The following is a 24,864-nucleotide window of genomic DNA, read 5'->3' as shown; positions in this document are numbered from 1 at the left end:
GAACGTTGTGAAGGGCGTTTCGGGATCGCTCAGGCGGCGTCCGGCGCAGGCCGGCGCTCGACGAGACCGAAGGGCCCGCGCAGCAGCAGCCCCAGCAGGCCCGCCAGCAGCAGCATCTGCAGCAGGAAAGGTCCCAGGAGGCGCGGGAAGCTGAGCTGCGTCAGGGCATTGGCGACGGCGCCGCAGATGAGGGCCACCGGAATCATCTGGTGGCACAACAGCCGCCGCACGAGGGCCTCGAAAGCCAGGCCGAGGAGCGTCATGGCCAGCACCAGCACGAACACCCAGAACAGCTCGCCGCACAGGCTGATGACGCCGAAGTAGCCGGGCAGCGTCAGGAACGTGAGCCCCTTGAGCAGCTCATACTTGCCGCCCGAGAGCTGCTGGTAGATCGAATCGACGCCGATGGCCGGATCCTCGGCCATGAGGCGCCAGAACAGGTCCATCGAGCGCACGGGCTCGGCCACGGCGACCATGATGGCCTCGGCGCCGACCCAGCGGTCCACCACGAGCAGCCCGCTCTCCAGCAGGAAGAAGCCCAGCATCTCGCCGTCCGCGCCGGCAACGCCCGAAAAGACCTTCACCCGGTAGATTGACACCGCCACCAGCACCAGCGCCACGAAGCCGCCCAGCATCAGCACCGGCAGCTTGCCGAACTGGTGCTTGCCCCAGCGGGACTGCAGGTAGTGCGCGGCCAGCAGGATGGGGATGGCCTGCATCACGACCGCCGCGCGGCTGGCCATGGAGACGGACGCAATCGAGGCGACCATGAGGATCGCGAAGGCCGTCGTCGGTGTCATGCGCTGCCGCACGGCGACGTCGCGTGCCACATAGGTGGCCAGCACCATCGCGAAGCCGATCAGCGCCATGAAGGCCAGCGGGGCGTTCAAAGCGAAGGGCAGGGTCACGCGGGCATTCACGCCAGTGACGAAGAAGGCCGCCAGGTTGTTCACGAGGTAGAAGAGCGCCGCCACGCCCACGAGCACGCCCCACTGCCCGCCGGTGACCCCGCCGGCGCGGAACTCCCACTGCCGCTCATGTGGCTTGCGACGGTCCCAGACCATGAGGCTGAGCACCCGCCCGATGAACAGGGCGAGGCCGATGACGATGGCGAATTCGTAGTACTCGCCCCACTCCGCCGGCGAGCCGGAGAAGTTGCCCGCCGGCTCGACGTAGGGAAGGTCGGAGGCGCTGTGGGCCATGACCTTGAACCAGCAGCCCAGCACGTAGAACACGGCCATGAAGCTGTAGAACCAGGAGACGACCGTCGTGCGCATGAGCACGAGCAGCGCCATGCTGACGCCGGTCAGCGCCCACAGCCGCCAGCCATGGCCCGCGCTGGATTGCGCCGCCAGGGCCAGCAGCAGCATGACCGGCAGCAGCCCGAACCAGAAGAGTCGCCCGCGCATGGCTCAGGCCCCTCCGGTGGCGGCGCGCCACTGGTACCAGCGGCGGCGCACGATGCCCACGATGAGCTGGCGCCAGATGCCGAGGTCGGCGGCCATCGACGGCTTCAGGCGCAGCGCCCGTGCGAACGTGCGCAGGGCGTCCACGAGGCGCCCCGACTGCCCATGATTCTTGGCGGCGATCCCGAGGGCCTTGGCCAAGGCCAGGCGCGCACGGCCGGTCTCCGGCTCCGCGGCCCAGCAGGCCTGCACGACGCCGACGATCTCCTCGGCACGCGCGGGCGGCATGGCCCGGAACGACGCCGAACCCTCATGGATGCGGTATTCGGCCAGCGCCTGCGGCACGCGGATGAAATCGCCCTCGCGGGAGGCGCGCAGCCAGAACTCGAAGTCCGGCACCTGGCGCAACTCCGCCCGCCAGCCCCCCTGGCGTGTGAACACCTCGCGCCGGAAGAAGGCCCCCGGGCCAGGCTGGCAGACCAGGTCCACGCGCAGGCGGTCGGCATCGAAGTCCTCGGTGCGCACCTCGCGCAGGCGGCCGCCCTGAGCGTCGATCAGCCAGAAGTCGCAATAGGCCACGGCCGCGCGCGGATGGGACTGCAGGGCCTCGACCATGCGGCCGATGGCGCCGGGCAGCAGACAGTCGTCCGAGCTCAGGTAGGCCAGGATCTCGCCCGTGGCCATCGCCCATCCCTTGTTCAGCGTCGCGGCCTGCCCGATGTTGGCTTGGGCGATGACGCGCAGCCGCCCGGGGTGCGACTGTTCGTAGCGCCGCGCGACGGCCAGCGAGTCATCGCTCGAGCCGTCGTCGATGACCAGATACTCGAGCGCCGCATAGTCCTGGGCCAGCACGCTCTCGATCGTGGCAGCGAGGTATTCCGCCTGGTTGTAGACAGGGGTGACGAGAGTGACGCGCGGACTGGGCATAGGGGTTGGCAGGTAGCGGCGGCATTGTAGACAGTCCATCTCGGGCCGCCGCAAGCGCCCGGGGCGGGTGCCCGGCTTGCCCTTGCGGGGCCATCGCCCTGCCCTGCGAGTCCCGAATGCGCCTGTCCCATCCGCTGCCCGCCCCCCTGCCCCTCCAATGTCCTGACTGCCGAACGCTGCTGACGGCGCGCGGCCGCAGCGCCTACCAATGTGCGGACTGCGGACAGACCTTCCATCAGGGCCCGGAGGGCTACCTGAACTTCACCCGCTGCGCCATGGCCACCACCAGCGAGGACTATGCCCTGGGGCAGGAGGCCTGTGGCGCGCGGGTGTATGCGGCGTTCCTCTCACCCTATTTCCGGCAGACCCGGGCCCGGCAGGTGCTGGAAGTGGGCTGTGGCGTCGGCCAAGCCCTGCAGTGCCACCTGGATGCGGGCGGGGACGGTGTCGGCGTCGACCTGCCCGACCTCGCACGACACTGGCGGCGCCTGCAGCGGGACCCGCGCCGGTTCGCCGGCTGCGATGCCACGCGCCTGCCCTTTGCAGACGCCAGCTTCGACGTCGTGTATGCGCTGGGCGTGATCGAGCACATCGGCACGCTCAACGGGCACTGCACCCTGGCGCCGGACTATGAGGCACAGCGTCAGCGCTTCGCGAACGAGCTGCTGCGGGTCACGCGCCCGGGGGGCCGTGTCATCGTCGCGTGCCCGAACAAGCGCTTCCCGATGGACATCCAGCACGGCCCGAGCGACGCGCTGACGCCCCGCACCTGGTCTGTGCGGCTCCGCGAACGCGTCTACGCCCGGACCCGCATCAACCTGCACGCGCCCTGGGGCCGAAGCCATCTGCTGTCCTACGGAGAATGCCGGGCACTGTTCCTCGGCACCGGCCTGGCCGCCGGCTTCCGGCCACTGCCGCTGCGGGGCTACTTCGGCTTCGAGGCCTGCCATCGCGGCGCGCTGAAGGCGCTGCGGGCCCTCATCCAGGCCTATGTGGAGCACCTGCCGGCCTGGCTGCGGGGCACCGCCCTGAACCCTTACCTGCTGGCGGAGATCCGGCGCTGAAGCGGGAGCGGCCCCCCCGCCGTCACCAACGCTTGCCACTGTTGCGAATCATTGCGCCTGTGCAACGGCGGGAGCCGGCAGCCGCCGCTGGTCTCGATGGCAGAGGTAGAAGAGGACGGCGGTGTCGCCCACGATGCGGATCAGCCACGCCAGGGCCGCGCCCAGCAGCCCCCAGTGCGTGGAGAGCAGCCAGAAGACGCCCAGGAACAGCGGCAGCTCGACGCAGTACATCAGCGCGGGCGAGCGGAAGTCCCCGCGCCCCTGCAGCCACGTCAGCGGCACGTTGGCGAGGCTGTTGAAGAAGGCGCCCAGGGCGAAGATCTGCAGCAGCAGCGTGCACTGCTCGGCCATCTCCGGCGACAGCCAGTGCGTCAGGAATGGCCGTGCCAGCAGGCCCAGCGCCAGGCAGATGGGCAGCATAACGGCCGTGAGGATCCACAGCGACTTGCGGTACAGCGCGCGGCCGGCCAGCCCGTCCATCGCGGCAAAGGCCGGGAAGAGCACGCCGATCAACGCTCCCGGAATGACGGCCAGCCGGTTCACGATCTCCAGCGGCGTGCCGTAGTACGTCAGTGCCGCGGTCGAGATGGTGGCCCCGATGATGAAGCGGTCCACATAGCCGGCAATGGGTCCGACGACGTTGGTCAGCGTGAGCCAGCCGCCGGACGCCAGCATCGGCCTCACCCACTCGCGCGACCACCGGACCCGCCCATGCCACGCGGGCAGCAGCGCCCAGGCGCTGACGGCATGCACCGCACAGCCGACCACCCGGCCCAGCGCGAGCGCCAGCGTCACGCCGACCAGGTCCGGGCCATGCAGCACCAGCACCAGCCAGGGACCGACGTAGGTCCACAGGCCCATGACGATCCGGATCGCGTTCAAGGCACGAAAGGCCTGGCAGGCCTCGAGCAGCCCGCGCAGCCCCGCCGTGAGCACGATGAAGGGCAGCGCCGCCGCCATCACGATGGTCGCCGCCACGGCCTCGTCAAGCAGGGTCAGCGCCCGCAGCCAATGCGAGGCCGAGGGGGCGGCCAGCGCCATGAGCGCCCCGCCCACCACGCCCATCACGCCCATCAGCACCAGCGCCGTGGTGGCCAGCGGACCGACGGCCTCCAGCTGCCGCTGCTCGAGCAGCAGCGCCATGCGCTGCGTGAGGGCGCGGGAGAGGCCCAGATCGAACAGACCGAAATAGCCGACGACCGCCCAGACGAGCGTCAGCAGGCCGAAGCGCTCGGGTCCGAGCCCATGCAGCAGGCTGGGCGTCAATGCGAACGCGACCAGCATCGGCGCGCCAAGGCCGAACAGGTTGAGAAGGGAGTTGCGGGCGAGTTTCACAGAGATGGAAACAATGGGTCACAAGCGGACCGCGGCACGGCGGACGGGGGCGCCGGTGAACGGCCCGGGATTCTATAGCTCACCGCTAAAATGGCCGACTTTCATCTGACCCGACTGCCCATGCCCAAGGTGCCGCCCTCCGTCTGCCGATCCCTGCTCGTCGGGCTGGCCTGCCTTCTTGCGAGCCCGGGTGCCTTCGCCTATATCGACCCGAACGCTGGCGGCATGCTGTTCCAGCTGCTGGCGCCGGTGATCGCGGCTGTCGTGGGCGCCTGGATGGTGGCGCGACGCTGGCTCGTCGACGCCGTCAAGCGTCTGCTGCGCCGCAAGAACCCGCAAGATCCTCAATGAGGCGCGGCGCTCCCTTCGAACGGGGTGATGACCTGCCCCGGCCGTCGCTCTGGCGGCTCTTCGGGCATGCCCAGAGCGCGCTGATGGTGCTCTGGCTGCCCTTCGCACTGTTGCGGCAGATCGACGCCTATGTTGCCTTCCGCACGCCGGCCGAGCTCGGTGCCGACTTGGCGCTGGCAGCCGTACTCATCGGTGCGGTGTGCCTCGCACTGGCTCTGGTGGGCGTGGGCCTGGGTCTTGTCATGCGTCTCGCCGGAGTGCGCAGCGCCACCGCCGACGTCGCCGCCTGGGCCACGGTGCTTGTCCCCTGCCTGTGGGTGTGCCTGTGGCAGCTGGGCGGCACGGGCTGGGCTTGGCTGAAACTCAGCACCGGCACGGACATCAGCCTCAGTCCGCATGGGCGAATGGCCGCCACCTTCGCCCTCGTGGTCGTGCTGGGCGGGCTGCTGTGGCAAGGCAAGGCGGGCCGCATGGCCCGCGTGGCGCTGCAGCTGATGCAGTCGCTGCGGTCGCTCGCACTGGCGCTGCTCGCGGTGGCTGTGGTGACCGTTGCCTGGCAGCCGCCTCGCCTGCTGGCCACGACAGCGACCGCGGATACACGCCCGGTGAAGGACACCCTCCCTCCCTCGGCGCCCCCGCCCGTCAGGGACATCTTCCTCATCACCATCGACACCCTGGCCGAAGGCGACGCCCGGGTCTGCGGGACCGGCCCCACGCTGATGCCGGAGCTGCGCCGCTTCGCCACGCAGGCGACCTGCTTCTCGCGGGCCTACAGCACGTCCAACTTCACGACGCCCAGCACGATCACCCTGGAGACCGGCGCCCTGCCCTGGCACCACTGGGGTGTGCAGATCGTCGCGAAGGCAGCCCGGCCGCTGCAGGATCCGTCGCTGGCGCACCGGCTGCGGGACGCCGGCTACCGCACGATCTCCTTCAGCGCCAACATCCTTGCCAGCCCGCGCCACCACGGCACGGACACCGGCTACGACGACCAGCGCATCTCCCCGACCACCTCGCTCGGCAGCCAGCCTCGCATCCTGCTGACCCGATTCCCCGACAGCACGCTGCCGTTCTGGCTGTCCAGCCTCGTGCCCTTCCTGGACACGCTGGACGTCTACCTGCACGGCAGCACGCACCCCTACCCGCCGGAGCTCACCTACGAGCCGGCGCTCGCGGCCATCCGTGCGCGGGAGGCGGCCTTCGCCTGGATCCACACGCTGCCGCCGCACGACCCCTTCCTGCCGCCGGCCAGCACCCGCGGCAAGCTACTGCCGGGCGAGGACCTCTCGCGCTGGTCCCAGCAGCTGGGCATGACCGCGTTCTCCGGCGGCCAGCAGGCGCTCGTGCAGAAGCACCGCCTGCGCTACCAGGAAAGCATCATGGGAGCGGACGAGGCGCTCGGCCGCTTCCTCGCCCAGCTGCAGGAGGCGGGCCGCCTCGACGACGCCCTGGTGATCGTGACGTCGGACCATGGCGAATCGTTTGAGCACGGCTACCTGGGCCACGCCGGCGACATCCTCACCGACGACGTGCTGCGCGTCCCGCTGATCGTCAAGCTGCCCGGCCAGCGCCTCGGCCGCCAGGTGGACACGCCCGTGAGCCTGGCGGACGTCGCCCCCACGATCACCGACTTCGGCGGCGCCCCACCTCTGCCCCGGACGGACGGCCGCAGCCTGCGCCCGGCGCTGGAAGGCGCTCCGCTGCCCGCCCGCCCGGTCTACGCCATGGCGATGGAGCGCCAGAGCCGCTTCGCGCCGCTGCAGCGGGGGCGGTACGCGGTGATCGACGGCACGCTCAAGCTCGTCCTCGACCGCGCCACCGGCGCCCAGCAGCTGTTCGACCTCGCCCTCGATGCCGGCGAGCGGCGCGACCTCAGCGCCGAGCGGCCGCAGGACAGCCACCGCCTGCGCCAGCTGCTGGAGGCGCAGCTCAGCGAGGCGGACGCCGCGCGCCAGCGCCTCTTCCCCCGCTGACCCCGCCGCCCCGGCGGCTTTCGCAGACTCCACGCCCATGCTTCCCATCAGTCAGCCCCTGCTCACCTGGCTGCAGCAGCCGCCCGCCGCCTGGTCGCGCCTGCCGCTGTCGACCCGCGCCGGCCTGCGCTGGAACAGCCACTGGAACACCTGGAACCTGCGCCTGAGCCAGGGCCGGCTGCCGGCCGAGCGTCCGCCGGAGCCCGCACCATGGCTGATCCTCGGCGCCTGGCGCAGCGGCACCACCGTGATGCACGAGCTGCTGGCGGCCGCCACCGGCCTGCCCACGCCGGAGACCTGGCAGTGCATGAGCGCCTGCAGCTTCGCCCTGCTCGGAGCGCCGCCCCGCAACGTGGCCATCGCGCGGCCGATGGATGGCCTGCAGGTGGGCCCGCGGTCCCCGCAGGAAGATGAGTTCGCCCTGCTGTCCATGGGCGTCGATTCGGCCTATCGGGCCTTCCTGCAGCCCGAACGCCTGGGTGAACTGGCCCACACGCTGGACGGCGCCCACTGGCTCGCCGAGGACCGCTGGCTGGCCTCCCTGGAGACCTTCCTCGCCCTGTGCCGCCTGGCGCAGGAGGGTGCGACGCGGCCCATGCTGCTGAAGTCGCCGAACCACACCTTCCGGCTGCAGTCGCTGCTGCGCCGCTGGCCCGGGGCGCCCATCGTCTGGATGCTCCGCGACCCGACCGCGGTGTTCCACTCCAACCGCAAGATGTGGCGGCAGATGATCCAGACGCATCGCCTGGACGGCCAGACCGCCCTGCCGGACGCGGCGCTGGACGACTTCCTCGCCCGGGCCCTGCAGCAGTGCGCCGGCCAGCTGCGCTGGCTCGTGCGGCAGCCCACGGTGAACTGGAGCCTGTGCGCCCAGGAAGACCTGCAACAGGACCCGCGCGGCGCGCTCCGACAACAGCTCGAACGGCTGGCGCCGGGGCAGCCCGTCGACGACGCGGCCCTGGCCCAGGCGCTCACCCGTACCGGGGCCGGGCGCATCGAGCGCTACGCCGGCGAGCTGCCGGTGGCGGCACGGGCGGCCATCGACGCGCTGGCGGCGGCACAAGCCGAGGCCCTCGACGCCGCCGCCCGGCGACACGCCTCGCCGCCCTGACGACCCCGGCCGCGGCACGGGCCGCGGGCTCAGATCGAAGCGTTCAGGCTGGTGATGGTCATCATCACGGCCGTCATGATGAAGCCGATGAGGCCGCCGATGATGAGAATGGCCGCCGGTTCGATGAGGGACAGCAGGCGGGCCTGCGTCGTGCGCGCGCTCTCGGTCTGCGCCTCGCCGAGCGCCATCAGCATGCGGGGCAGCTCGCCCGAGCGCTCGCCGACCCGCACGAGGTTGATGCGCGTCGGCGGGAACCAGGTCTGCGCCGACAGCGCCTGCGCGAGCGATTCGCCCTGCTGCAGCGAGCGCGCCGCCCGCTCCAGGCCGGCCCGCATCGCATCCAGGCGCAGCGCCCCGACGGCCAGGTGCATGGCGGGCACGATGGCCACGCGGTTGTCCAGCAGGGTCCCGAGGACCGTCGCCCAGCGGCCGATCTCCATCTGGTACAGCCACGGGCCGATGCCCGGCCAGCGCGAGATCCGCTGGAAGAGCCAGTGGCGCACCGGCGCCTGCGCCAGGAGCACGGCCAGCAGCACGAGCAGCGCCCCGCCCACCCCCAGCACGACGCCGAGGTTGGCCTTGACGAAGACGCCCGAGGAGATCAGCCAGCGCGAGATGTCGGGCACCTCGGCGCGCGCATTGCGCAGCATGGGCGCGAACTTGGGCACCACGCCGATGAAGATGTAGAACACGGCCACGATGCCCACGAACACCAGCAGGCTGGGGTAGATCAGGGCGCTGCGCAGCGCCTCGCCCGACTTGCGGTCCAGCTCCATCTGGGTCGCGGCGTCCGACAGCGCCCGGGCCAGCTGGCCGCTGGCCTCGCCGGCCTGCGTCAGGGCATGGACGTAGCCCGGCAGCTTCAGCGCCGGCAGTTCCAGCGCCGCCGACAGCCGCCCGCCGGCCCGCACCTGGGCATGCATGTCGGCCAGCGCAGGGCCCAGCGGATGCTGGGCGTAGGCCTCCGTCAGGCTCGGCAGCGTGTCGCCAAGCGACACCCCGGCCTTGAGCAGCGTCGCCAGCTCCTGGAGCAGCATGATCTGGTCGGCCCGGGTGATGGCGCCACGGCGGCGCGGCGCGGCCTTGGCGCCGGCTTCCGCCTGGAGCTGCACGACCGTGAGCCCCTGGTCCGACAGCGCCCGCACGGCCGCGGCCTCGCTCGCGGCCTCCAGCCGGCCGCGCGTCTCGCGTCCCTCGGCATCGCGGGCCCGGTAGTCGAATCGCATCAGGGAGCCGCTCCTGTGCCGGTCGCCCGGTAGACCTCATCCATGGTGCTGAGACCCTGCAGGACCTTGAGTGCGCCCTCCTGGGCCAGGCTGCGGCGCCCGGCCTCGTTGGCCATGCGTTCCAGCTCGCCGACGCCCAGGCCCTGCGCAATGCCGTGCTGCATGGCCGGACCGACGTCCATCATCTCGTACAGCCCGATGCGCCCGGAGAAGCCGGTGTGGCCGCAGGCGGGGCAACCCATGGGCCGGCGCCAGCGCGCCGACGGGCTGCCAGCGCCCGCGAGCGCGGCATCGGCCGCGGCGTCCGCCTGGGCATGGGCCCAGTCGGCGTCGCTCAGCAGGGCCGGGCGTTCGGCGTCCTGCGCACACTGGGCGCACAGGCGGCGCACCAGGCGCTGCGCCATGACCGCGCGCAGTGCGGCCCCGACGAGGAAGGGCTCGACGCCCATGTCGATCAGCCGGGTGATGGCCGACGGTGCGTCGTTGGTGTGCAGCGTCGCGAGCACCAGGTGGCCGGTGAGCGCGGACTGGATGGCGATCTCTGCCGTCTCGCGGTCACGGATCTCGCCGACCATGATCACGTCCGGGTCGTGGCGCAGGAAGGCGCGCAGGGCGCGGGCGAAGGTGTAGCCGATCTCGGGCTGCGCCTGCACCTGGATCACGTGCGGCAGGCGGAACTCGACCGGGTCCTCGACCGTCACGATCTTGCGCGTGAAGTCATTGGTGGCGGCCAGCGCGGAATACAGCGTGGTGCTCTTGCCGGAGCCGGTCGGACCGGTGACCAGCACCAGCCCGTTCGGGATGTTCAGCCAGCGGCGGAAGAGCTGCAGCTGCGTGGGACGCAGGCCCAGCCGCTCCAGCGAGAGGTCCGCCACCTGCTTGGGCAGCAGGCGCATGACGACGGACTCGCCATGCACCGCCGGGATGGTGGAGACACGGATGTCGATCTCCACGCCCGCCGCGCGGGTCGAGATGCGGCCGTCCTGCGGCAGGCGCCGTTCGGCGATGTCCAGCCCGCCGACCAGCTTGATGCGGGACACCACGGCCGGATAGCGTGCCATGTCCACTTGCTGGCGACGGTGCAGGACGCCGTCGATGCGCAGGCGCACCTCGAACTCGCGCTCGCCGGGCTCCAGGTGGATGTCCGAGGCGCGGGCCTCCACCGCCTGGGCGACCAGGTTGTTCACGAAGGCGATGACCGGCGCGTCCTCCGCCAGCTCCCGCAGCGTGCGCTCGTCCTGGGCGTGCAGACTCAGTGCGTTCATGCGCAGGCGCTGGGCCCACTGCTCGAACTCGCCGTCGGACATCAGGTGCCAGGTCGCGTCGGCCAGGGCGGCGGTCTGCGCCACCTCCTCGGCCAGGTCCGCCCGCAGGGGATCGGCACTGGCCAGCTGCCAGGCGCCATCGGCATCCCGCCACGCCAGCAGGCCGGCGCCCAGCAGGCGCATGCCCTGGGGCCCGAGCTCCGCCAGCCCCGCCCGCAGCAGGGACTCGGCCAGCGAGGCCCCGCGCAGCCAGGGCAGGCCCAGCTGGGCGGCCAGCACGGGCATGAGGCTGTCGGACGTCAGGGCGCCCATGCGCAGCAGCACGGCGCCCAGCCGGCCGCCATGGGCCGCCTGGAAGGCCAGCGCCGCCTGCAGTTCCGGCTCGCGCAGCGCCTCGGCCTGCAGGAGCAGCTCGCCCAGGCGCTGCTGAAACGGCGGCGGCTGACGGGAATCCTGGTCCATCGTCACTTCCCGGAGGTCGGAGCCGAGGCCGGCAGGACCACCGGGCTCGCCTCGCCCGGCGGCAGTGGGGCCAGCGGCTTGGTCTGCGTCGCCCAGTTGCCGAGCGACTTGCGGAAGGCGTCCGTGATGAGCTCGGCGTCGTGCGCGTCGTTGGCGATGTAGGGCGTGATGAGGACGATCAGCTCGCGCCGATCCCCCTTGCGGCCCTGCTTGCCGAAGAGGCTGCCCAGCACCGGCACGTCCTTGAGGAAGGGAATGCCGCTCGAGGTCTGCGAGCCGTTCTCGGAGATCAGCCCGCCCAGCAGCACCGTGGAGCCGTTGCGCAGCGTGAGCTTGGTGTCGATCTTGCGGGTCTTGAAGGTCGGGGAGGTCGTGATGCCGACGTCCGTCGTGCCCAGCTCGCTGACTTCCTGGGTGACGTCGAGGTCCACCTGATCGCCGGAATGGATGACCGGCTTGATCTTGAGGATCACGCCCGTGTTGCGGTACTGGACGGTCTGGAGCAGGCCGGGCGCCGTGGTGCCGCCGACGGCCGTCGTCTGCTGGGAGGTGAGGATGGGCACGTCCTGGCCCACCTGGATGGTGGCCGTCTCGCCGTTGCGGGCCATCAGGCGCGGGCTCGACAGGATGGTCGCGCGGTTGGTGGAGGCCAGCGCCGTCACGGCCAGGCGCATGGCGCCGGCGCCGTTGAAGATCCGCAGGTTGCCACCGCCCCCCAGGCCCCCGCCCGGCGTCACCGCGGACGAGTTGTTGCTCAGCACGGCCTTGGCCCCGCCACCGATGCTGATGGACTGGGACAGCCAGTCGAAGCCCAGGTCCTTGGAGTCATCGGTCGAGAGCTCCGCCACCGTCACCTCGATCAGGGCGGCCTTGGTGGGGCGGTCCAGCGTCTGCAGCAGGGAGGAGATCTGGCCGTATTCCTCCGGCCGTGCCTGGAAGATCAGCACATTGGTCGACTTGTCGACCACGACCGAGCTCAGGCGGCTGCTGTCGCCCGACGACGCGGTCGAGGCGCCGGTGGCCGGGGCGGCCGCGCCGGCGCTGACCGGGCGGTTGCCGCCCGACAGGATGCGGTCGACCGTCTGGGCCAGCAGCTCGGCGTCCTTGTGCTTCACCGCATAGGTGAAGAAGGACTTGCCGATGCCCCGTTCGTTCGGGCGGTCCAGCGTGCGTGCCCATTCGGCCACGTGGGCCGTCACGGCGTCGGAATTGCCGAAGACATAGACGACGTTCAGCGCGGAGATGGGCAGCAGGATGATGGGATAGCGCACGGCGCCGGGCGTCACGGCCGTGCCGACCGGATGGACGGCGTAGCCCTCGGCTCCCAGCACGTCGGAGAGGCGCCGTGCCAGCTCCTCGGCCGACCAGTAGGAGGGGTTCAGCGCCAGGCTGGCCCGCCCCTTCATGGCCGGCTGGTCCAGCGCGGCGACCGCCTCCAGGGCGGCCTTGACGTTGTCCGGATTGCCCTTGATGAGCACGGCGTTGCGGCCGGCGTCATCGGACACCGTGACCCGGTCGCCGAACATGGTGCGCAGCCAGCTGATGACGTCCACCTGGCGCACGGCCTGGAGCGTCACCAGATGGAAGACCGGGCGCAGCGGCTGCGGGACGTCGGGCGTGGCGGCACCGTACTGGATCACCGGGAGGTCGCCCAGCGAGGCGTTGTCCGGCACCACGCGCACCAGGCCGCCGACGTCCAGCACCGACAGGCCGTAGTTCTTGAGCAGCACGCGCACCGCCTGCTCGATCTGCGAGGCCGTCTGGCCCTCGCCCGTGCGGAACGTGACCAGGTCCTGGCGCTGCAGCACGGCGGGATGCACCGTGATCGACTTCTTCAGCACCTCCGAATAGATCAGCTGCACAAAGGTCGGCAGCGGCAGCTGCTGGATGTTGGCCGCGGCCAGCACCGGGTCATGCAAGCGCGGCGTCTCCACCACCGGGCCGGCGACCGCGCTGGCGGCCGTCTCCGGCGGACGCGGGGCCTCGCTCACGCTGAGGCCCGGGCTGCGCGACTCGCCGGACTGCTGCGCAGCCTGGGACTTCACGGAGGTGTCCGCCTGCATGGTCGACGGCAGGACCGGGTTGATCGGCGCACAGCCGCCAAGCCACGCTGCTGCCGCTAGGCCGGCAGCGGTGCTCCAGCCCAGGGGCCAGTTGATCGGGCGTTCATTCACGGCGTTCCACTCCATATCTCGTTGTCTGCTTGCCCTTGCGGACCAGCACTTCGCTGTCCTCGATGGCGGCGATGCGTTCGCCATTGGGCAGCTTGTCGCCCACCTTCAGCTGCACTGCGGCTTTGCCCGGCGCGTTGAACTGGATGAGCACCGTGCTGGCCTTGCCGCGCCGGAAGAAGGCGGCGATGCGCCAGCCCGGGTCTTCCACGGGCGTGGCCACGGCATTCACGGGCTTCTCGGGGTCGAAGATCGGCGCGGTGCTCACGGCCAGCGCCTGCCCGACGGCATCGGGGTGGCGCGGCAGGTCGGGCAGCTCCCAGACATCCTGGCGTCCGCCCACGAGGGCCTGTTCCGGCTGGTAGCCGGGCGACAGGAGGGCGCCCACGGCACCCGCCCCGAGGATGAGCAGCCAGGGCGTCAGTTGTTGCAGCTTCAAGGCTTGACTCCCGGGCGGCGCGCCAGCGCGCGCAGTTCGATCTCGGCGACCGCCGGCTGCGACTGCCCGCGGATGATGAGACGCTCGACGACGATGCTGCGCTCGTTGCGCGCCACTTCAGCCAGGAAGCTGAACAGGGCGGCGCGCTGCAGGTCCACCACCAGGCGGGCGCGCAACAGGGTGGTCCCCGGCGGCAGCGGGTCCTTCTGATCCAGCTTGGCCGGCTCGACGCGCGAGACCTGCAGCTCGCGGGTCTTGAGACCCAGGCGGGTGCTCACCTCCCGCAGCCAGTCCTGGAAGGCGGCCTCGCTGAGGCCCAGCTCCGGCTCGGACCAGACCATGCTCTCGAGGGCCGCCAGCTGCTCCTTGCCCTGCGCCAGACGCTGGCCCCACAGGTCGCCCTTGGCAGCCTTGGTGAGGCGCTGCAGCTCGGCCTCGCGGGTGAGGATGCGCTGGGCGCTGGCATCGCCGGCATCCAGCAGGACGAGCAGCAGCCACAGCAGGGCGATGCCCAGCATGGACCACAGGCCGATCCGCAGACGGGCGGACGATTCCCATTCCGCGCGAGCTTGTGCCCACTGGGTGAGCAAGGAGGAAGAGAGCGCGCTCATTTCTGCGTGGGGATGGCGTCAAAGACGGAGGCCGGCGGGAAGTCAGGCACCGTGGCCGGCGGCTGCTTCGGGCCCGGCGCGGGCTTGGACGGCGCGGCCGGCGCAACCGCCGCAGGCCGCGGCGCGGCCGCCAGCGGCGCGCCTGCCTGCCCGGGAGCGGCCGCCGGGGCCGGCGTCGCGAAGGGATTGCCGGTGCCTGCCGGTTGTGCGTTCGCCGGGAAGGCAGCCGGCGGTGGCACCGTGGCCGCGGCGGTCGGTGCCGCCGTCGGCACACCGGCCGTGCCTGGCGTGCCGGCGGCGTCGGCGAAGCTGGCCGCCGCGGGCGCGCGTCGGCCGTCGAGGCGGATGTCCAGCACCACGAGGCCGGCGCCGTCGTCGGCGCGGGCCTCGGTGACATCGCGGAACCAGGCGCCCGCACTGAGGGCGCGGATCAGCGTGGCCCGCTGCACCGACGGGCCAGCCTGCAGGCCCACGCGCAGCTGCTGTTCGTGCAGGTCGAGCGTCTTCACCACGGCGCCGGTGCCCGCCAGGGTGTCGCGCAGGTGCTCCGCCACCTCGACGGGCAGCGGGCTGGCCAGCCACCGGTCGTAGAGCCGCAGCTGCTGTGCCACGTCCAGCGCCTCGCGGCGGGACTGCGCCTGCTGCTCGGCACGCTGGCTGAGCCCGGCGAATCGTTCGTCCAGCTGGCGATCGGCCATGTGCAGGCCGAACCACTGTCGCCCGGCCAGCCCGAAGCACAGGGCCAGGGCCATGCTGCAGGCGAGCACCACACGGCGCTCGGTCTGGCGATTGCCCGTGCTGCCCAGCGGATCCACCACGGGCGTCCAGGGGCGCGCGCGCAGGGGCGCCTTCACCGGCGTGGGGAGATCGACGCCGCTCAGCGAAGCGGCATGCAGGAAGTGAGACCAGGCCCGGGCATCGGGGGGCGTCGCCCACCACTGGCTGCTGCGCAGCTGCCCCGATTGCCAATGCTGCGCCTCGACACCGTCGGCACCTTCGAGCAGGCGGACGCCGTCCTCGCCGGGCGTCGTGAAAAGGGGCTCCGGCTGCCACTGCACGCGGTTCTCGTCCAGCCCCGCCTCGTCCAGCGCCTGCCGGGCCGCACGGCGGTCCCAGCAGACGGCCAGGCCCTGGTCGCCCAACAGCGCCAGTGCGCAGCCACTGTCCTCGAAGGGCTGCCAGGCCATGGCCTGCATGCGCAGGGCAGCCAGGCGTTCGTGCGCCGGCAGGGTGGACAGCCGGAACCAGCGCAGGCGGCACCGGCTGCGGGCGATGACGACGGCCAGCCGCCCGACCCGGCGCTGAGGCAGCCCGCGAAGGCCCTCCAGTGCCAGCACGACGGGGACGTTCCCCTCAGGGGCGCTGCGCCAGCGAGGCAGGAAAGTTCGGGATGGCACGGCGCTCATCAGGTGTGTGAAGGGGGGCAGAAACGGTCTGCTGATCGAGGATCATCCAGGGCGCGGCCCCGGCCGGAACAAGCCGGACATTGTACTCAAGGGCTCTGGGCAGACCGGGTGCCCAGACCCGGAGGCGGGAGCTGAATCCAGGCGCGTAGATGTAGTCGTCCTGGTCCAGTGGCAGGCCGATCGCGGCCATCGCCATGCGGCCGTTGGGCAGCCCCTGCTGGCGCCGCAGTCCCTCCAGCCGGGCGAGCTGCGCCTCGTCTGCCTGCGGGAAGCGCGCCCGCAGGACCGCCATGGGCGCGGTGTTCGGGTTGAACTGGTTGTCGACGTCGGTGTGCAACAGCTCTCGCAGGGTCTGCAGGCGGGCCGGCTCGCCGCCCCAGTGCGGCAGGTTGCCGAGCTCTCCGAGGCTCATCAGCCAGTCGTTGCGCGGCGGCGGCAGCCCGAGGCGCCGGTAGTCGTCGGCCTCGGCACCGTTGAGGCGCTTCAGGTTGTCGACGTCCACATAGTCTTCCAGCACATCCAGCGCCGCGTCTGCCTGCTGCAGGCTCATCCCGGTGCCCCGCAGCAGCTGCGTCATGGCGGGCCGGTTCAGCGCATTCACTGACAGCAGCCCCCGATGGTCCTGCACCTGCAGCAGTGCGCCGTCCGGCATCGCGTACCAGGTGCCGTCCTCCCGCAGGAGCCCCTCCCCATCCCGCCCATGGCCAGCGGGGGCGAGCGCATGCGTGGACATCCAGAACAGCGCCGTGGCCTGCGCGCCCTGGGCCAGCGTCCGCGCCTCCACGTACTGGCGCAGCCCCAGCGCCTCCTGGCGCCGCAGGTCCATGCGCTCGGCGAAGCGCAGGGCCACGAAGGACGCCACCGCCAGCATGCCCATCACGAGCAGCAGCACATAGCCTTGCTGAGACGCGCGGCGCTTCATTGCAGCATCCAGTCGGCCAGGCTCGGCCGAGGCCCCTGGGTGGTGGCGATGCTCAGCCAGAGATCCCCCCCTTGCGACGCCGGCAGGTGCAGGCGCATCACGCGCGGCGGCCGCCGCAGCACCTCGAGGTCGTAGGGCCACTGGACCTGCCAGCGGCCCTGCTCGTCCAGGTAGTCGATGCGGCCCGGTTCCCCTCGCCAGCTCAGCAGCACGGTCGGGCGCGGTGCCGGTGCATCGATGCCGCCCGCTCCCTCCAGTTCAAGAACCAGGCGCTGCTCACCCCCCGGCAGACTCGAGCCCTCGAAGCGCAGCTGCAGCCGCCCCTGGGCACTGCCCGGCAACTCCAGCGCTTCCGCACTGGCCAGGCGGACCTGGCGGGCATCGCCGGTGAAGAAATTGGGGCGGCTGACAAACTCGGGCAGCGCGGACTCGACCATCCCGCGCAGCGCCAGCCGGGAGGCCCAGTGCACGGAAGGCGAAGCGCCCTCCTCCTCCAGGCGACGCTCCACCTGGCTCATCTGGTGCATCAGCTGCCCGAGCAGGCCCACCGCCATCGAGACGATCATGAGCGTCACCATCAGCTCCAGGAGGGTGAGCCCCCGGGACGCACGCGGAGGGTGGTGTCGACGCGCCTGAAGATGCCGCGCAGCCATCACGGCCCTCCCGATGACAGGCCGACCTGGTCGCGCTGCCGCCAGCCCGCCTGCGTCTGCACCCAGCTGGCCGTCACCTCACCCCGGCGGGCCTGTGCGTGGATGCGGTAGAGCCCGAGCCGCCACAGCGGCTGGAGGTTGCCGCCATAGTCGTTCTCGTCCCGCTCGGGACCGACGAGCTCGCTGGTCCAGCGCAGCTGCAGGCCGCCGAGGTCCACCTCGCCTTCGCGGCGGAGGGAGGGATTCAGGGTCAGCAACCAGGCCTGGGCGTCCAGTTGCAGCTGTGCTTCGTCGCGCGCGCGCTCCACGCGCAGGAGGGTGTCGCGACTCTGCTGCAGCCATGCCATCAACGCCACGGTGCTGGTGCCGAGAATGGTCAGCGCCACGATGGCTTCCAGCAGGCTGAAGCCTCGCGCACCACGCGCCGGCAGGGACGGGACTCGTCTCATGGGCGGCCGCTCAGGGAGTCACCGTGATGCGGCCCGTCGCCGGCTCCACACGCCAGCGCTCGGCAGGGCGGGCATCGAAGGCCAGGCGCAGCTCCCCGCCCACGGCCAGCCCGAGCGCCGTGTAGCGCAGCGGCTGACGCAGCTCGAGGGTGATGCCGTCACGGGGCGGCGGCAGTTCGCGAAGCAGGGCCTCGGCCGTCATGCTGATGGGCTGCCCGGAAAGAAAGGCGCGCGCCGGGAGGGACTCGATGCGCGCCATCACGTCGTTACGCCACCCGCGCTCCTGGGCGCCTGCCATCGCCTGCATGGCCCGCGGCGCGGCCACGCCTGCCGCCAGGCCCAGGAGGGCCAGCACCACCAGCACTTCGAGCAGCGTGAAGCCGCGCCGTGACCGGCTCATGGAAGCAATCGCTTATTGCGGCGGCAGCAGCCCCAGGTCCGCATCGTCGCCGGTGCCACCGGCCTTGCGGTCGGCGCCGAAGGAGTAGAGCGCATAGGGCTGGCCATCGCGTCCGGGGACGCTGTACTGATAGGGCGTGCCCCAGGGGTCCAGAGGCAGACTCACATCGTCCAGGTAGGGACCGCGCCAGCGGGCCGCCGTGGCCGGATCGGCCGGCGCCTTCAGAAGGGTGCCCAGGCCCTCTTCCGCCGTCGGGTAGCGGCCGATGTCCATGCGGAGATTCTCCACCTGGCCACGCAGGAGGCGGATCTGGGCATTGGCGGTCGTGGCGCTGCCACGGTCCAGCATCTTGTAGACCCGCGGGCCCACGAGCCCCAGCAGCATGCCGACGATCACCAGCACCACCAGCATTTCAAGCAGCGTGAAGCCGCGCGTGGATCGACGGGGGGCAGAGGTAGCGACGGAGGTTTGCATAGGGCGCTCAGGGTCCGGAAACGGGCGCATTATGACATCGGCATCGCATACCCTCGGAAGGCATGCGCCGAGACCGGCCCGTCAGCAACCACCATGGCACCACGGATGACGTCACCCATGACGCCCCCCCACGACGTCACGCAGGATGTCAGCCAGAAGGCCGGCCACCGCCTGACGCCTGGGTCGCGCTGCGGGGCCACCTGCGGGGCACCTGCGCGGGCATCCACGCGAGCACCTGCAAGCGGCCCGGTGCGTCACTGCCGACGCAGCTCCGCCTTCTCACCGCAAGCCTCCCGGCGGGTGTCGACGGGATCAGCCCGGGCGTCCGCCAGATCAGCAGCGCAGCCCTGGCATCCTGCCGCGCACCCCTCATGCGCCGAGGCCCTCACGGGCCCGCATGAATCCCAGCAGCCCCGGCCGGCACGGATGAAACCAGCCCCCGACGCTGTTCAGCTGGATACATCCGTAGCACCCGCCAAACAAAAAAAGGGCACCCGAAGGTGCCCTTTTGCCAGACGTAAGTCTGAAGACCTGAGATTAGTAGGTCTTGCCAGCGTACGGACGCTCCAGCGGCAGGTAGCCAGCGGCCAGACCGTTCACGGCTTGCTGGTACACGCCCTTCACGTTCTTGGCAGGTGCGTTCACCACGAAGGTGATCGAACCACGCTTGCCACCCGAGAAGGTGCAGACGTCAGCAGCGTTGATGGCGGTTTGGCCAGCGCGCAGGGTGCCGGTCTTGGCGGTGCCGTAGGACACGACGTTCGCAGTAGCGTCGGACTGGCAGGTAGCGCTGTAGCCAGCGTCTGCGCCCACGTTCTGGAAGAAGAAGCGGGTGAAGTTGCCACCGCTCATGTCGTTGTTGAAGAATGCGGCACGCAGTTCGATTGCGTTGGCATCCCACGTCCAGAAGTTCGTGTTGGCGACGGTTTCGTCAGCGCCGACCACGCTGTCCACCAGGGCGGACACGCCGAAGGAACGAGCGGTGCCCAGGGACTTGGTGCCCGAAGCCACGAAGGTCACGTTCACGACTTGGTTAGCCACGCCAGCGTTGAAGTTGGCAGGCAGCAGGTCGAACTTGGCAGCGGTCGTGCCGGTCATGGTCACGGTCGGGGTGCCCGTCAGGGGAGCCACGGACACGCCGGTCACGGCACCGTTGGTCAGCGTAGCGCCGTCGAAGTCACCGGAGATCGTCACCGACACCTTGGTGGCGTGGTTGACGTTGGCCAGATCGTAGGGGGTGGAACCGTCAGCGATCTTGTAGCCGTTCGGGTTGTTCGACACCACGAAGGCAGCCTTGGCGGTGGTGGCGGTGTCGTTGTTCTGAGCGAAGAAGCCGAACAGCGGGCCGTTGGTGTTGTCCACGTCAGCGGTGGTGCCGGTGTCGGTGCCAGCCAGGATGCTCACGGCTTGAGCCGAGTTGGCAACGGTGACGGTCAGGTCAGCGCTGTTGTCGATGCGAGCGGTTTCGCCCAGGTCCCACAGACCGACGGTGACCTTCTCGGCACCACCAGCAGCCAGACCGTGCGACGCCAGCTTCAGGCCGGTGAAGTTCAGGGTCAGGTTGGTGTCCGAACCAGCAGCGTTGGTGATGTCCACTTCATAAGCGCACTCGCTCGAAGAAGCACGCTTCAGGCTGACGGTGATGTCGTTGACAGCGTTGGCAGCCACGGTAGCGGGCTTGGCGCTGTTGCAGACGGTGCCATCAAAGGTGCTGGTGCCAACGGGCTTGATCACCACGGTGAAGTCTTGGGCGCTCGTACGAGCCACGCCCATCTTGTACGACAGGACGGGCAGGGTGACAGCGGTGGTGCTGGTCAGGGCCTCAACGGCGTAAGTGGTCACGCCAGCGGGCACGGAAGCGGTACCAGCGATAGCAGCCGACCCGCACACCGAAGCAGCAGCAACAGCCAGCGCCTTGATGGTGAAGCTTTTCATATTGATCATTTCTCCGAAGAATATTGCAACACGAACTTAGATTCGCGAACTAGCGCAGATCAGCGCCGCGCCATTATGCCGAAACACAAGGGTGCGTCAACGAAGTGAAAGCCCGGATCAGTTGCCAAACCTCAAGCTTCCCCCACGATGCTGGTGATCGCGTCCCCCACCTTGTCCGCGCTGGTCGTCATTGCGACAAGACTCGATAGGTTGCGCTCAGCATAGCAGAGGCCTTGCGCCAATTCGGAGACCACGGCAAGCGCTCCGTACACTTTTCGTCCAACCTGACGCTCAAAAACAACGAGGCTCCTAATAGGCATGCGGCCTCGCGCCGGCAGGTGCGGACTTACCCTGAACCACGAAAGTCGGCGCCCCCGATGCTCCGCCAGACGAGTCCCCGGCGCTTGATCGGAGGGGGAACTTGGCCCCCTTCAGTCTGGCACACTCCCATCCTTCGCCGCGGCCGGGCTTCCCGTCGCGGCCTCACCTCCAGCCGAACATCCATCGTCAGCCATGTCTTCGCAGCCTGTACCGGACGCCCCTCCCGCCCAGACCAACGGACTGGTGCTCGTCTCACAATTGGAGCGAGCGGCCTATACGCAGCAATGGTCTCAGGGCGCCGAGCTGCTGGTCCAGCTCATTGATTTCCTCGCCGCCATCCGGGGCCGCATCGGTGTCCTGAGCCCGCGCCCGACGCCGGAGGCCCGCCGCGGCTTCTATACGCGCATCGCGGCGGCCGTCACCTGCCTGGTCAACTCGCCGCACTTCCTGCTGACCGAGTCCCAGTTCGCAGCCCTGTGCGGTCGCAAGGCCACGCTCGAGGCCATCTTCGAGCTGAGCGGCTTCGCAGGCCCGGCCCATCTGATGCGCTTCCATGCCAAGACGGCGCCCGACGGCTCGCTGACCATGACGGGGCAGCAGGCCTTCTTCCTGTCGCTCTTCTATTCACTGGACCAGCTGCCGCCGGAGCTGACCCACGCGGTCGTCCAGCTGCCGCCGGACTGGCAGCTGATGCTGACCATGGGCTGGCTGACGTCGCCGTTCGTGCACTCCGCCACTGGCGAGGCCAACCGGCGCCTCCTGTTCGCTGCCCACGAGCGCCTGCGCCAGGCCACGATGTCCCCCAACTCAACGGCGCTGCTCGGACTGTCGTCGGCCTGGATGCACTGCAGCTATGCCGACAGCCCCGACAAGCATGCCCTGAAGGCCTCGCTGAACACGATCTGGCGGCGCATCGGCGAGGTGAACGGCGTGCGCAGCCGCAGCCGGGCCTATCGCAAGACCGACAAGCCGGTGCTCGTCGTCGTCGCGGAGCGCATGCGCTGCGGTCACGCCATGCATCGCAGCTACGCCTCCAGCATCGAGCAGCTGCGCGCTCGCTTCAAGGTCATCTGCCTGGTGCACGAGGACTACTACACGGAGGACACCTCGGTCCTGTTCGATGAGGTCGTCGTGCTGCGGGGCATCACCGCCCTGTCCGCGATGGCGGCGCAACTCGTGCGCCTGCAGCCGGACGTCATCTATTACCCGAGCCTCGGCATGTCGGAGTGGACGCCCGTGATGGCGGCCCAGCGCTTCGCGCCCATCCAGTTCATGACGCTGGGCCATCCGGCGCCCGCGATGATGGACACCATCGACTACAGCCTGGTGCAGGCCGGCCATGGCGAGGCCGCCCACGAGTTCGGCATGAAGGTCCTGGAGCGCACGGCGGCCGGCACCTTCACGCCCCATGAAGAGCTGGACGTCAGCAAGATCGTGCGCGGCCACGCGGACGACGGCAAGGTGCACATCGCCATCAACAGCTCGCAGATGAAGCTCTCTCCCCGCTTCCTCGCGCTGTGCGAGCGCCTGGAGCGCGAGAGCCGCCGCCCGCTGCACTTCCACTTCTTCGCCAGTGCCAGCGGCATTTCCTACGACCAGGTCGAGGCACTGCTGGTCCCGCGCTTCCGCCACATGACGCTGCATCCGCCGCGCCCCTACGGCCAGTTCCTCGAACACCTGGCCCAGTGCGACCTCGCGCTGGCCGCCTTCCCCTTCGGCAACACCAACAGCACCGTGGACACCTGCCTGCTGGGCATCCCCACGGTGGCCTATGTGGCCAACGAAGTGCTGAGCATCGGCGACCGCGACGTCCTGCGCATGGTGGGCATGCCGGACTGGCTGGTCAGCACCACCGACGAGGACTACTTCCAGGTGGCGATGCGCCTGATCGACGAGGACAGCACCCGCGAAGGCCTCGCCGAGCAGCTGCGCGCCACGGACGTCTCCGGGCGCGTCTTCGCCCTGCCCCGCGAAGAAGACAAGACCGAGTTCGGCGACGCCGTCTGGTGGATGTACGAGAACCACGAGGCCCTGCAGCGCAGCAGCGCCCACCTCCTGAAGATCGGCGAGCCGATCCCGTCCTGATCTCCTCCGCGACCGACCGACCGCCCACCGCACCGCCCGAGTCCCCTGCCATGAGCAACAAGCCGATCTACGTCACCCAGCCCTTCCTGCCGCCGCTGGAAGAGTTCCTTCCGCTCCTCAAGCAAGTCTGGGACAGCAAGACGCTCACGAACTGCGGCCCCTTCCACCAGCGGCTGGAAGCGGCCCTGTGCGAGTACCTCGGCGTGCCCTACATCTCGCTGTTCACCAACGCGACCATCGCGCTGGTGTCGGCGCTGCAGGCGCTGCGGGTGACGGGCGAGGTCATCACCACGCCCTACACCTTCGTCGCGACGGCGCATTCGCTGCTGTGGAACGGCATCAAGCCGGTGTTCGTCGATGTGGAGCCCGACAGCCTGAACCTGGACCCCGCGCAGATCGAGGCCGCCATCACGCCGCAGACCACGGCCATCATGCCGATCCACTGCTACGGCCGGCCCTGCAATGTGGCGGAGATCCAGCGCATCGCCGACACCTACAACCTGCGCGTCATCTACGACGCCGCCCATGCCTTCGGCGTGCGCCACCACGGCCAGAGCGTGCTCAACCACGGCGACCTCTCCGTGCTCAGCTTCCACGCCACCAAGGTGTTCAACACCTTCGAGGGCGGCGCCATCATCTGCCCGGACGCCAAGACCAAGAAGCGCATCGACCACCTGAAGAACTTCGGCTTCGTGGACGAGACCGTCGTCATCGCCCCGGGCATCAACGGCAAGATGAGCGAGTTCAACGCCGCGCTGGGCCTGCTGCAGCTGGAGCATGTGGACGCCGCCATTGCCAAGCGCCGGCAGCTCGACCAGCTCTACCGCGAGAAGCTCGCCGCCGTGCCCGGCATCCACTGCCTGGCGCACGATCCGGACGCGCAGACGAACTTCTCCTACTTCCCGATCCTCGTGCGCCCCGAGCACCGCTGCAGCCGCGATGCGGTCTACGACAAGCTGAAGGCCCACGGCATCCATCCGCGGCGCTACTTCTATCCGCTGGTGTCGAGCTTCCCGATGTACCGCGGCCTGCCCTCGGCGCACCGGGACCACCTCCCGGTGGCCACGGCCGCCGCGGACCAGGTCCTGTGCCTGCCCATCTACCCCGACCTCGATCCTGCCGTGATCGACCGCATCGTGGCCATCATGCTGGCCGACTGAGGAGCGCCGCACGCCCATGAGAGTCGCCATCATGCAGCCCTACTTCCTGCCCTACATCGGCTACTTCCAGCTGATGGGACAGGTGGACTGCTTCGTCGTGTACGACAACATCAAGTACACGAAGAAGGGCTGGATCAACCGCAACCGCCTGCTCCGCAACGGCGAGCCGGTGACCTTCTCCCTTCCGCTGGCCGCCGGCTCGGACGCGCTGGACATCCGGGATCGCCACCTCGCCCAGGACTTCAACCGGCGCAAGCTGCTGGCGCAGCTGACGGAGGCCTACCGGCTCGCGCCCCAGTTTCCCGCCCTCAAGGCCTGGCTGGAGGAGCTGGTCCTCTTCGACGAGAACCGGCTGTTCGACTACCTCCTGCACTCGCTGCGCCAGGTCCACTCGCGGCTGGCACTGTCCTGCGAGCTGCGGGTGTCATCGTCCGTCGATGCGGACCACGAACTGCGCGGCCAGGAGCGCGTCCTCGCCATCTGCAAGGCCCTCGGCGCCACGACCTACATCAATCCCACCGGCGGAGTCGAGCTGTACGAGCCCGCGGCGTTCGCCGCGCAGGGCATCGAGCTGAAGTTTCTCAAGTCCACGCTGCCGACCTACCCGCAAGGCCCGCACCCTCACGTGCCCGCGCTCTCGATCATTGACGTCCTCGCCTTCAATGACCTCCCGACGATCCAGGACATGCTGAACCGGGGCTTTGTGTTCCACTAATGC

Annotated in this window: 22 protein-coding genes; 7 read left to right on the top strand and 15 right to left on the bottom strand. The window is 70.0% G+C overall.

The features are described 5' to 3' along the window. Positions 1-29: 29 nt before the first annotated feature. Both QRD43_RS13300 and QRD43_RS13295 read right to left on the bottom strand, forming a co-directional pair. Positions 30-1,409, bottom strand: coding sequence for a hypothetical protein (locus QRD43_RS13300; protein ID WP_285982954.1), 1,380 nt, complete (start codon positions 1,407-1,409; stop codon positions 30-32). A gap of 3 nt (positions 1,410-1,412) precedes the next feature. Beyond that, entirely contained in the window at positions 1,413-2,372 is a 960-nt protein-coding gene (locus QRD43_RS13295; protein WP_491572014.1) for a glycosyltransferase family 2 protein, read from the bottom strand. 77 nt (positions 2,373-2,449) lie between these two features. On the opposite strand from QRD43_RS13295, the gene QRD43_RS13290 reads away from it, so the two are divergent. Further along, a complete protein-coding gene (locus QRD43_RS13290) occupies positions 2,450-3,397 on the top strand; it encodes a class I SAM-dependent methyltransferase (RefSeq protein WP_285982952.1) in 948 nt (315 codons plus the stop codon). Positions 3,398-3,445: 48 nt separating this feature from the next. Here QRD43_RS13290 and QRD43_RS13285 read toward each other — a convergent pair whose 3' ends face one another. Beyond that, positions 3,446-4,732, bottom strand: a complete 1,287-nt coding sequence (locus QRD43_RS13285) for a flippase (protein ID WP_285982951.1) — start codon at positions 4,730-4,732, stop codon at positions 3,446-3,448. A gap of 90 nt (positions 4,733-4,822) precedes the next feature. Here QRD43_RS13285 and QRD43_RS13280 point away from each other — a divergent pair, with 90 nt between their 5' ends. From QRD43_RS13280 to QRD43_RS13270, 3 genes are read left to right on the top strand one after another with little or no spacing between them, the layout of a single operon-like run. After that, positions 4,823-5,083, top strand: coding sequence for a hypothetical protein (locus QRD43_RS13280; RefSeq protein WP_285982950.1), 261 nt, complete (start codon positions 4,823-4,825; stop codon positions 5,081-5,083). Continuing rightward, a complete protein-coding gene (locus QRD43_RS13275) occupies positions 5,080-7,056 on the top strand; it encodes a sulfatase (RefSeq protein ID WP_285982949.1) in 1,977 nt (658 codons plus the stop codon). The genes QRD43_RS13280 and QRD43_RS13275 overlap by 4 nt, the downstream gene beginning before the upstream one ends. 37 nt (positions 7,057-7,093) lie before the next feature. Further along, positions 7,094-8,167 carry a sulfotransferase family protein gene (locus QRD43_RS13270; RefSeq protein ID WP_285982948.1) on the top strand — a complete coding sequence of 358 codons (1,074 nt, stop codon included), beginning with the start codon at positions 7,094-7,096 and terminating at the stop codon, positions 8,165-8,167. Positions 8,168-8,196: 29 nt separating this feature from the next. On the opposite strand, the gene QRD43_RS13265 is transcribed toward QRD43_RS13270, so the two are convergent. From QRD43_RS13265 to QRD43_RS13210, 12 genes are all read right to left on the bottom strand, one after another. Next, the gene (locus tag QRD43_RS13265; RefSeq protein ID WP_285982947.1) at positions 8,197-9,393 is read right to left on the bottom strand and encodes a type II secretion system F family protein; all 1,197 of its coding nucleotides are present in this window, start codon (positions 9,391-9,393) and stop codon (positions 8,197-8,199) included. Beyond that, entirely contained in the window at positions 9,393-11,120 is a 1,728-nt protein-coding gene (locus QRD43_RS13260) for a GspE/PulE family protein (protein ID WP_285982946.1), read from the bottom strand. Before QRD43_RS13260 ends, QRD43_RS13265 begins: the two co-directional genes overlap by 1 nt. Before the next feature lie 2 nt (positions 11,121-11,122). Continuing rightward, positions 11,123-13,294, bottom strand: a complete 2,172-nt coding sequence (locus tag QRD43_RS13255) for a secretin GspD/PilQ domain-containing protein (RefSeq protein ID WP_285982945.1) — start codon at positions 13,292-13,294, stop codon at positions 11,123-11,125. Beyond that, positions 13,287-13,730, bottom strand: a complete 444-nt coding sequence (locus QRD43_RS13250) for a hypothetical protein (RefSeq protein ID WP_285982944.1) — start codon at positions 13,728-13,730, stop codon at positions 13,287-13,289. The genes QRD43_RS13255 and QRD43_RS13250 overlap by 8 nt, the downstream gene beginning before the upstream one ends. Beyond that, positions 13,727-14,341 carry a hypothetical protein gene (locus QRD43_RS13245; RefSeq protein WP_285982943.1) on the bottom strand — a complete coding sequence of 205 codons (615 nt, stop codon included), beginning with the start codon at positions 14,339-14,341 and terminating at the stop codon, positions 13,727-13,729. The genes QRD43_RS13250 and QRD43_RS13245 overlap by 4 nt, the downstream gene beginning before the upstream one ends. Further along, complete coding sequence (locus tag QRD43_RS13240) at positions 14,338-15,738, bottom strand: hypothetical protein (RefSeq protein WP_285982942.1); 1,401 nt, start codon at positions 15,736-15,738, stop codon at positions 14,338-14,340. Before QRD43_RS13240 ends, QRD43_RS13245 begins: the two co-directional genes overlap by 4 nt. Then, positions 15,695-16,669 (bottom strand): type II secretion system minor pseudopilin, encoded by a 975-nt coding sequence (locus QRD43_RS13235; protein WP_285982941.1) that lies wholly within the window; start codon positions 16,667-16,669, stop codon positions 15,695-15,697. Before QRD43_RS13235 ends, QRD43_RS13240 begins: the two co-directional genes overlap by 44 nt. After that, positions 16,666-17,322, bottom strand: coding sequence for a type II secretion system protein (locus QRD43_RS13230; protein WP_285982940.1), 657 nt, complete (start codon positions 17,320-17,322; stop codon positions 16,666-16,668). Before QRD43_RS13230 ends, QRD43_RS13235 begins: the two co-directional genes overlap by 4 nt. Continuing rightward, positions 17,322-17,771 (bottom strand): type II secretion system protein, encoded by a 450-nt coding sequence (locus tag QRD43_RS13225; protein ID WP_285982939.1) that lies wholly within the window; start codon positions 17,769-17,771, stop codon positions 17,322-17,324. The genes QRD43_RS13230 and QRD43_RS13225 overlap by 1 nt, the downstream gene beginning before the upstream one ends. A gap of 10 nt (positions 17,772-17,781) precedes the next feature. Next, positions 17,782-18,171 (bottom strand): prepilin-type N-terminal cleavage/methylation domain-containing protein, encoded by a 390-nt coding sequence (locus tag QRD43_RS13220; RefSeq protein ID WP_285982938.1) that lies wholly within the window; start codon positions 18,169-18,171, stop codon positions 17,782-17,784. Positions 18,172-18,183: 12 nt separating this feature from the next. Further along, positions 18,184-18,645, bottom strand: a complete 462-nt coding sequence (gene gspG, locus QRD43_RS13215; protein ID WP_285982937.1) for a type II secretion system major pseudopilin GspG — start codon at positions 18,643-18,645, stop codon at positions 18,184-18,186. A 537-nt stretch (positions 18,646-19,182) separates the two neighbouring features. Then, entirely contained in the window at positions 19,183-20,580 is a 1,398-nt protein-coding gene (locus QRD43_RS13210) for a hypothetical protein (protein WP_285982936.1), read from the bottom strand. A 513-nt stretch (positions 20,581-21,093) separates the two neighbouring features. Here QRD43_RS13210 and QRD43_RS13205 point away from each other — a divergent pair. The 3 genes from QRD43_RS13205 to QRD43_RS13195 are packed head-to-tail and all read left to right on the top strand — an operon-like array spanning position 21,094 to position 24,861. Further along, complete coding sequence (locus QRD43_RS13205; RefSeq protein WP_285982935.1) at positions 21,094-22,986, top strand: hypothetical protein; 1,893 nt, start codon at positions 21,094-21,096, stop codon at positions 22,984-22,986. A gap of 50 nt (positions 22,987-23,036) precedes the next feature. Then, the gene (locus QRD43_RS13200) at positions 23,037-24,146 is read left to right on the top strand and encodes a DegT/DnrJ/EryC1/StrS family aminotransferase (RefSeq protein WP_285982934.1); all 1,110 of its coding nucleotides are present in this window, start codon (positions 23,037-23,039) and stop codon (positions 24,144-24,146) included. Positions 24,147-24,162: 16 nt separating this feature from the next. Further along, positions 24,163-24,861 carry a WbqC family protein gene (locus QRD43_RS13195; RefSeq protein WP_285982933.1) on the top strand — a complete coding sequence of 233 codons (699 nt, stop codon included), beginning with the start codon at positions 24,163-24,165 and terminating at the stop codon, positions 24,859-24,861. The last annotated feature ends 3 nt before the right edge of the window (positions 24,862-24,864 follow it).

Source organism: Roseateles subflavus (assembly GCF_030285365.1).
Lineage (GTDB): Bacteria > Pseudomonadota > Gammaproteobacteria > Burkholderiales > Burkholderiaceae_C > Roseateles_B > Roseateles_B subflavus.
This window is presented reverse-complemented; position numbering and strand designations above follow the sequence as displayed.

What these genes read in the sequence shown, in the direction of transcription:
- QRD43_RS13260 (WP_285982946.1), bottom strand. Translation starts at nt 11,120, where the DNA reads ATGGACCAGGATTCCCGTCAGCCGCCGCCGTTTCAGCAGCGCCTGGGC.
- gspG (WP_285982937.1), bottom strand. Translation starts at nt 18,645, where the DNA reads ATGCAAACCTCCGTCGCTACCTCTGCCCCCCGTCGATCCACGCGCGGC.
- QRD43_RS13230 (WP_285982940.1), bottom strand. Translation starts at nt 17,322, where the DNA reads ATGGCTGCGCGGCATCTTCAGGCGCGTCGACACCACCCTCCGCGTGCG.
- QRD43_RS13235 (WP_285982941.1), bottom strand. Translation starts at nt 16,669, where the DNA reads ATGAAGCGCCGCGCGTCTCAGCAAGGCTATGTGCTGCTGCTCGTGATG.
- QRD43_RS13280 (WP_285982950.1), top strand. Translation starts at nt 4,823, where the DNA reads ATGGCCGACTTTCATCTGACCCGACTGCCCATGCCCAAGGTGCCGCCC.
- QRD43_RS13205 (WP_285982935.1), top strand. Translation starts at nt 21,094, where the DNA reads ATGTCTTCGCAGCCTGTACCGGACGCCCCTCCCGCCCAGACCAACGGA.
- QRD43_RS13245 (WP_285982943.1), bottom strand. Translation starts at nt 14,341, where the DNA reads ATGAGCGCGCTCTCTTCCTCCTTGCTCACCCAGTGGGCACAAGCTCGC.
- QRD43_RS13220 (WP_285982938.1), bottom strand. Translation starts at nt 18,171, where the DNA reads ATGAGCCGGTCACGGCGCGGCTTCACGCTGCTCGAAGTGCTGGTGGTG.
- QRD43_RS13225 (WP_285982939.1), bottom strand. Translation starts at nt 17,771, where the DNA reads ATGAGACGAGTCCCGTCCCTGCCGGCGCGTGGTGCGCGAGGCTTCAGC.
- QRD43_RS13290 (WP_285982952.1), top strand. Translation starts at nt 2,450, where the DNA reads ATGCGCCTGTCCCATCCGCTGCCCGCCCCCCTGCCCCTCCAATGTCCT.
- QRD43_RS13275 (WP_285982949.1), top strand. Translation starts at nt 5,080, where the DNA reads ATGAGGCGCGGCGCTCCCTTCGAACGGGGTGATGACCTGCCCCGGCCG.
- QRD43_RS13295 (WP_491572014.1), bottom strand. Translation starts at nt 2,372, where the DNA reads ATGGACTGTCTACAATGCCGCCGCTACCTGCCAACCCCTATGCCCAGT.
- QRD43_RS13300 (WP_285982954.1), bottom strand. Translation starts at nt 1,409, where the DNA reads ATGCGCGGGCGACTCTTCTGGTTCGGGCTGCTGCCGGTCATGCTGCTG.
- QRD43_RS13210 (WP_285982936.1), bottom strand. Translation starts at nt 20,580, where the DNA reads ATGAAAAGCTTCACCATCAAGGCGCTGGCTGTTGCTGCTGCTTCGGTG.
- QRD43_RS13265 (WP_285982947.1), bottom strand. Translation starts at nt 9,393, where the DNA reads ATGCGATTCGACTACCGGGCCCGCGATGCCGAGGGACGCGAGACGCGC.
- QRD43_RS13195 (WP_285982933.1), top strand. Translation starts at nt 24,163, where the DNA reads ATGAGAGTCGCCATCATGCAGCCCTACTTCCTGCCCTACATCGGCTAC.
- QRD43_RS13270 (WP_285982948.1), top strand. Translation starts at nt 7,094, where the DNA reads ATGCTTCCCATCAGTCAGCCCCTGCTCACCTGGCTGCAGCAGCCGCCC.
- QRD43_RS13200 (WP_285982934.1), top strand. Translation starts at nt 23,037, where the DNA reads ATGAGCAACAAGCCGATCTACGTCACCCAGCCCTTCCTGCCGCCGCTG.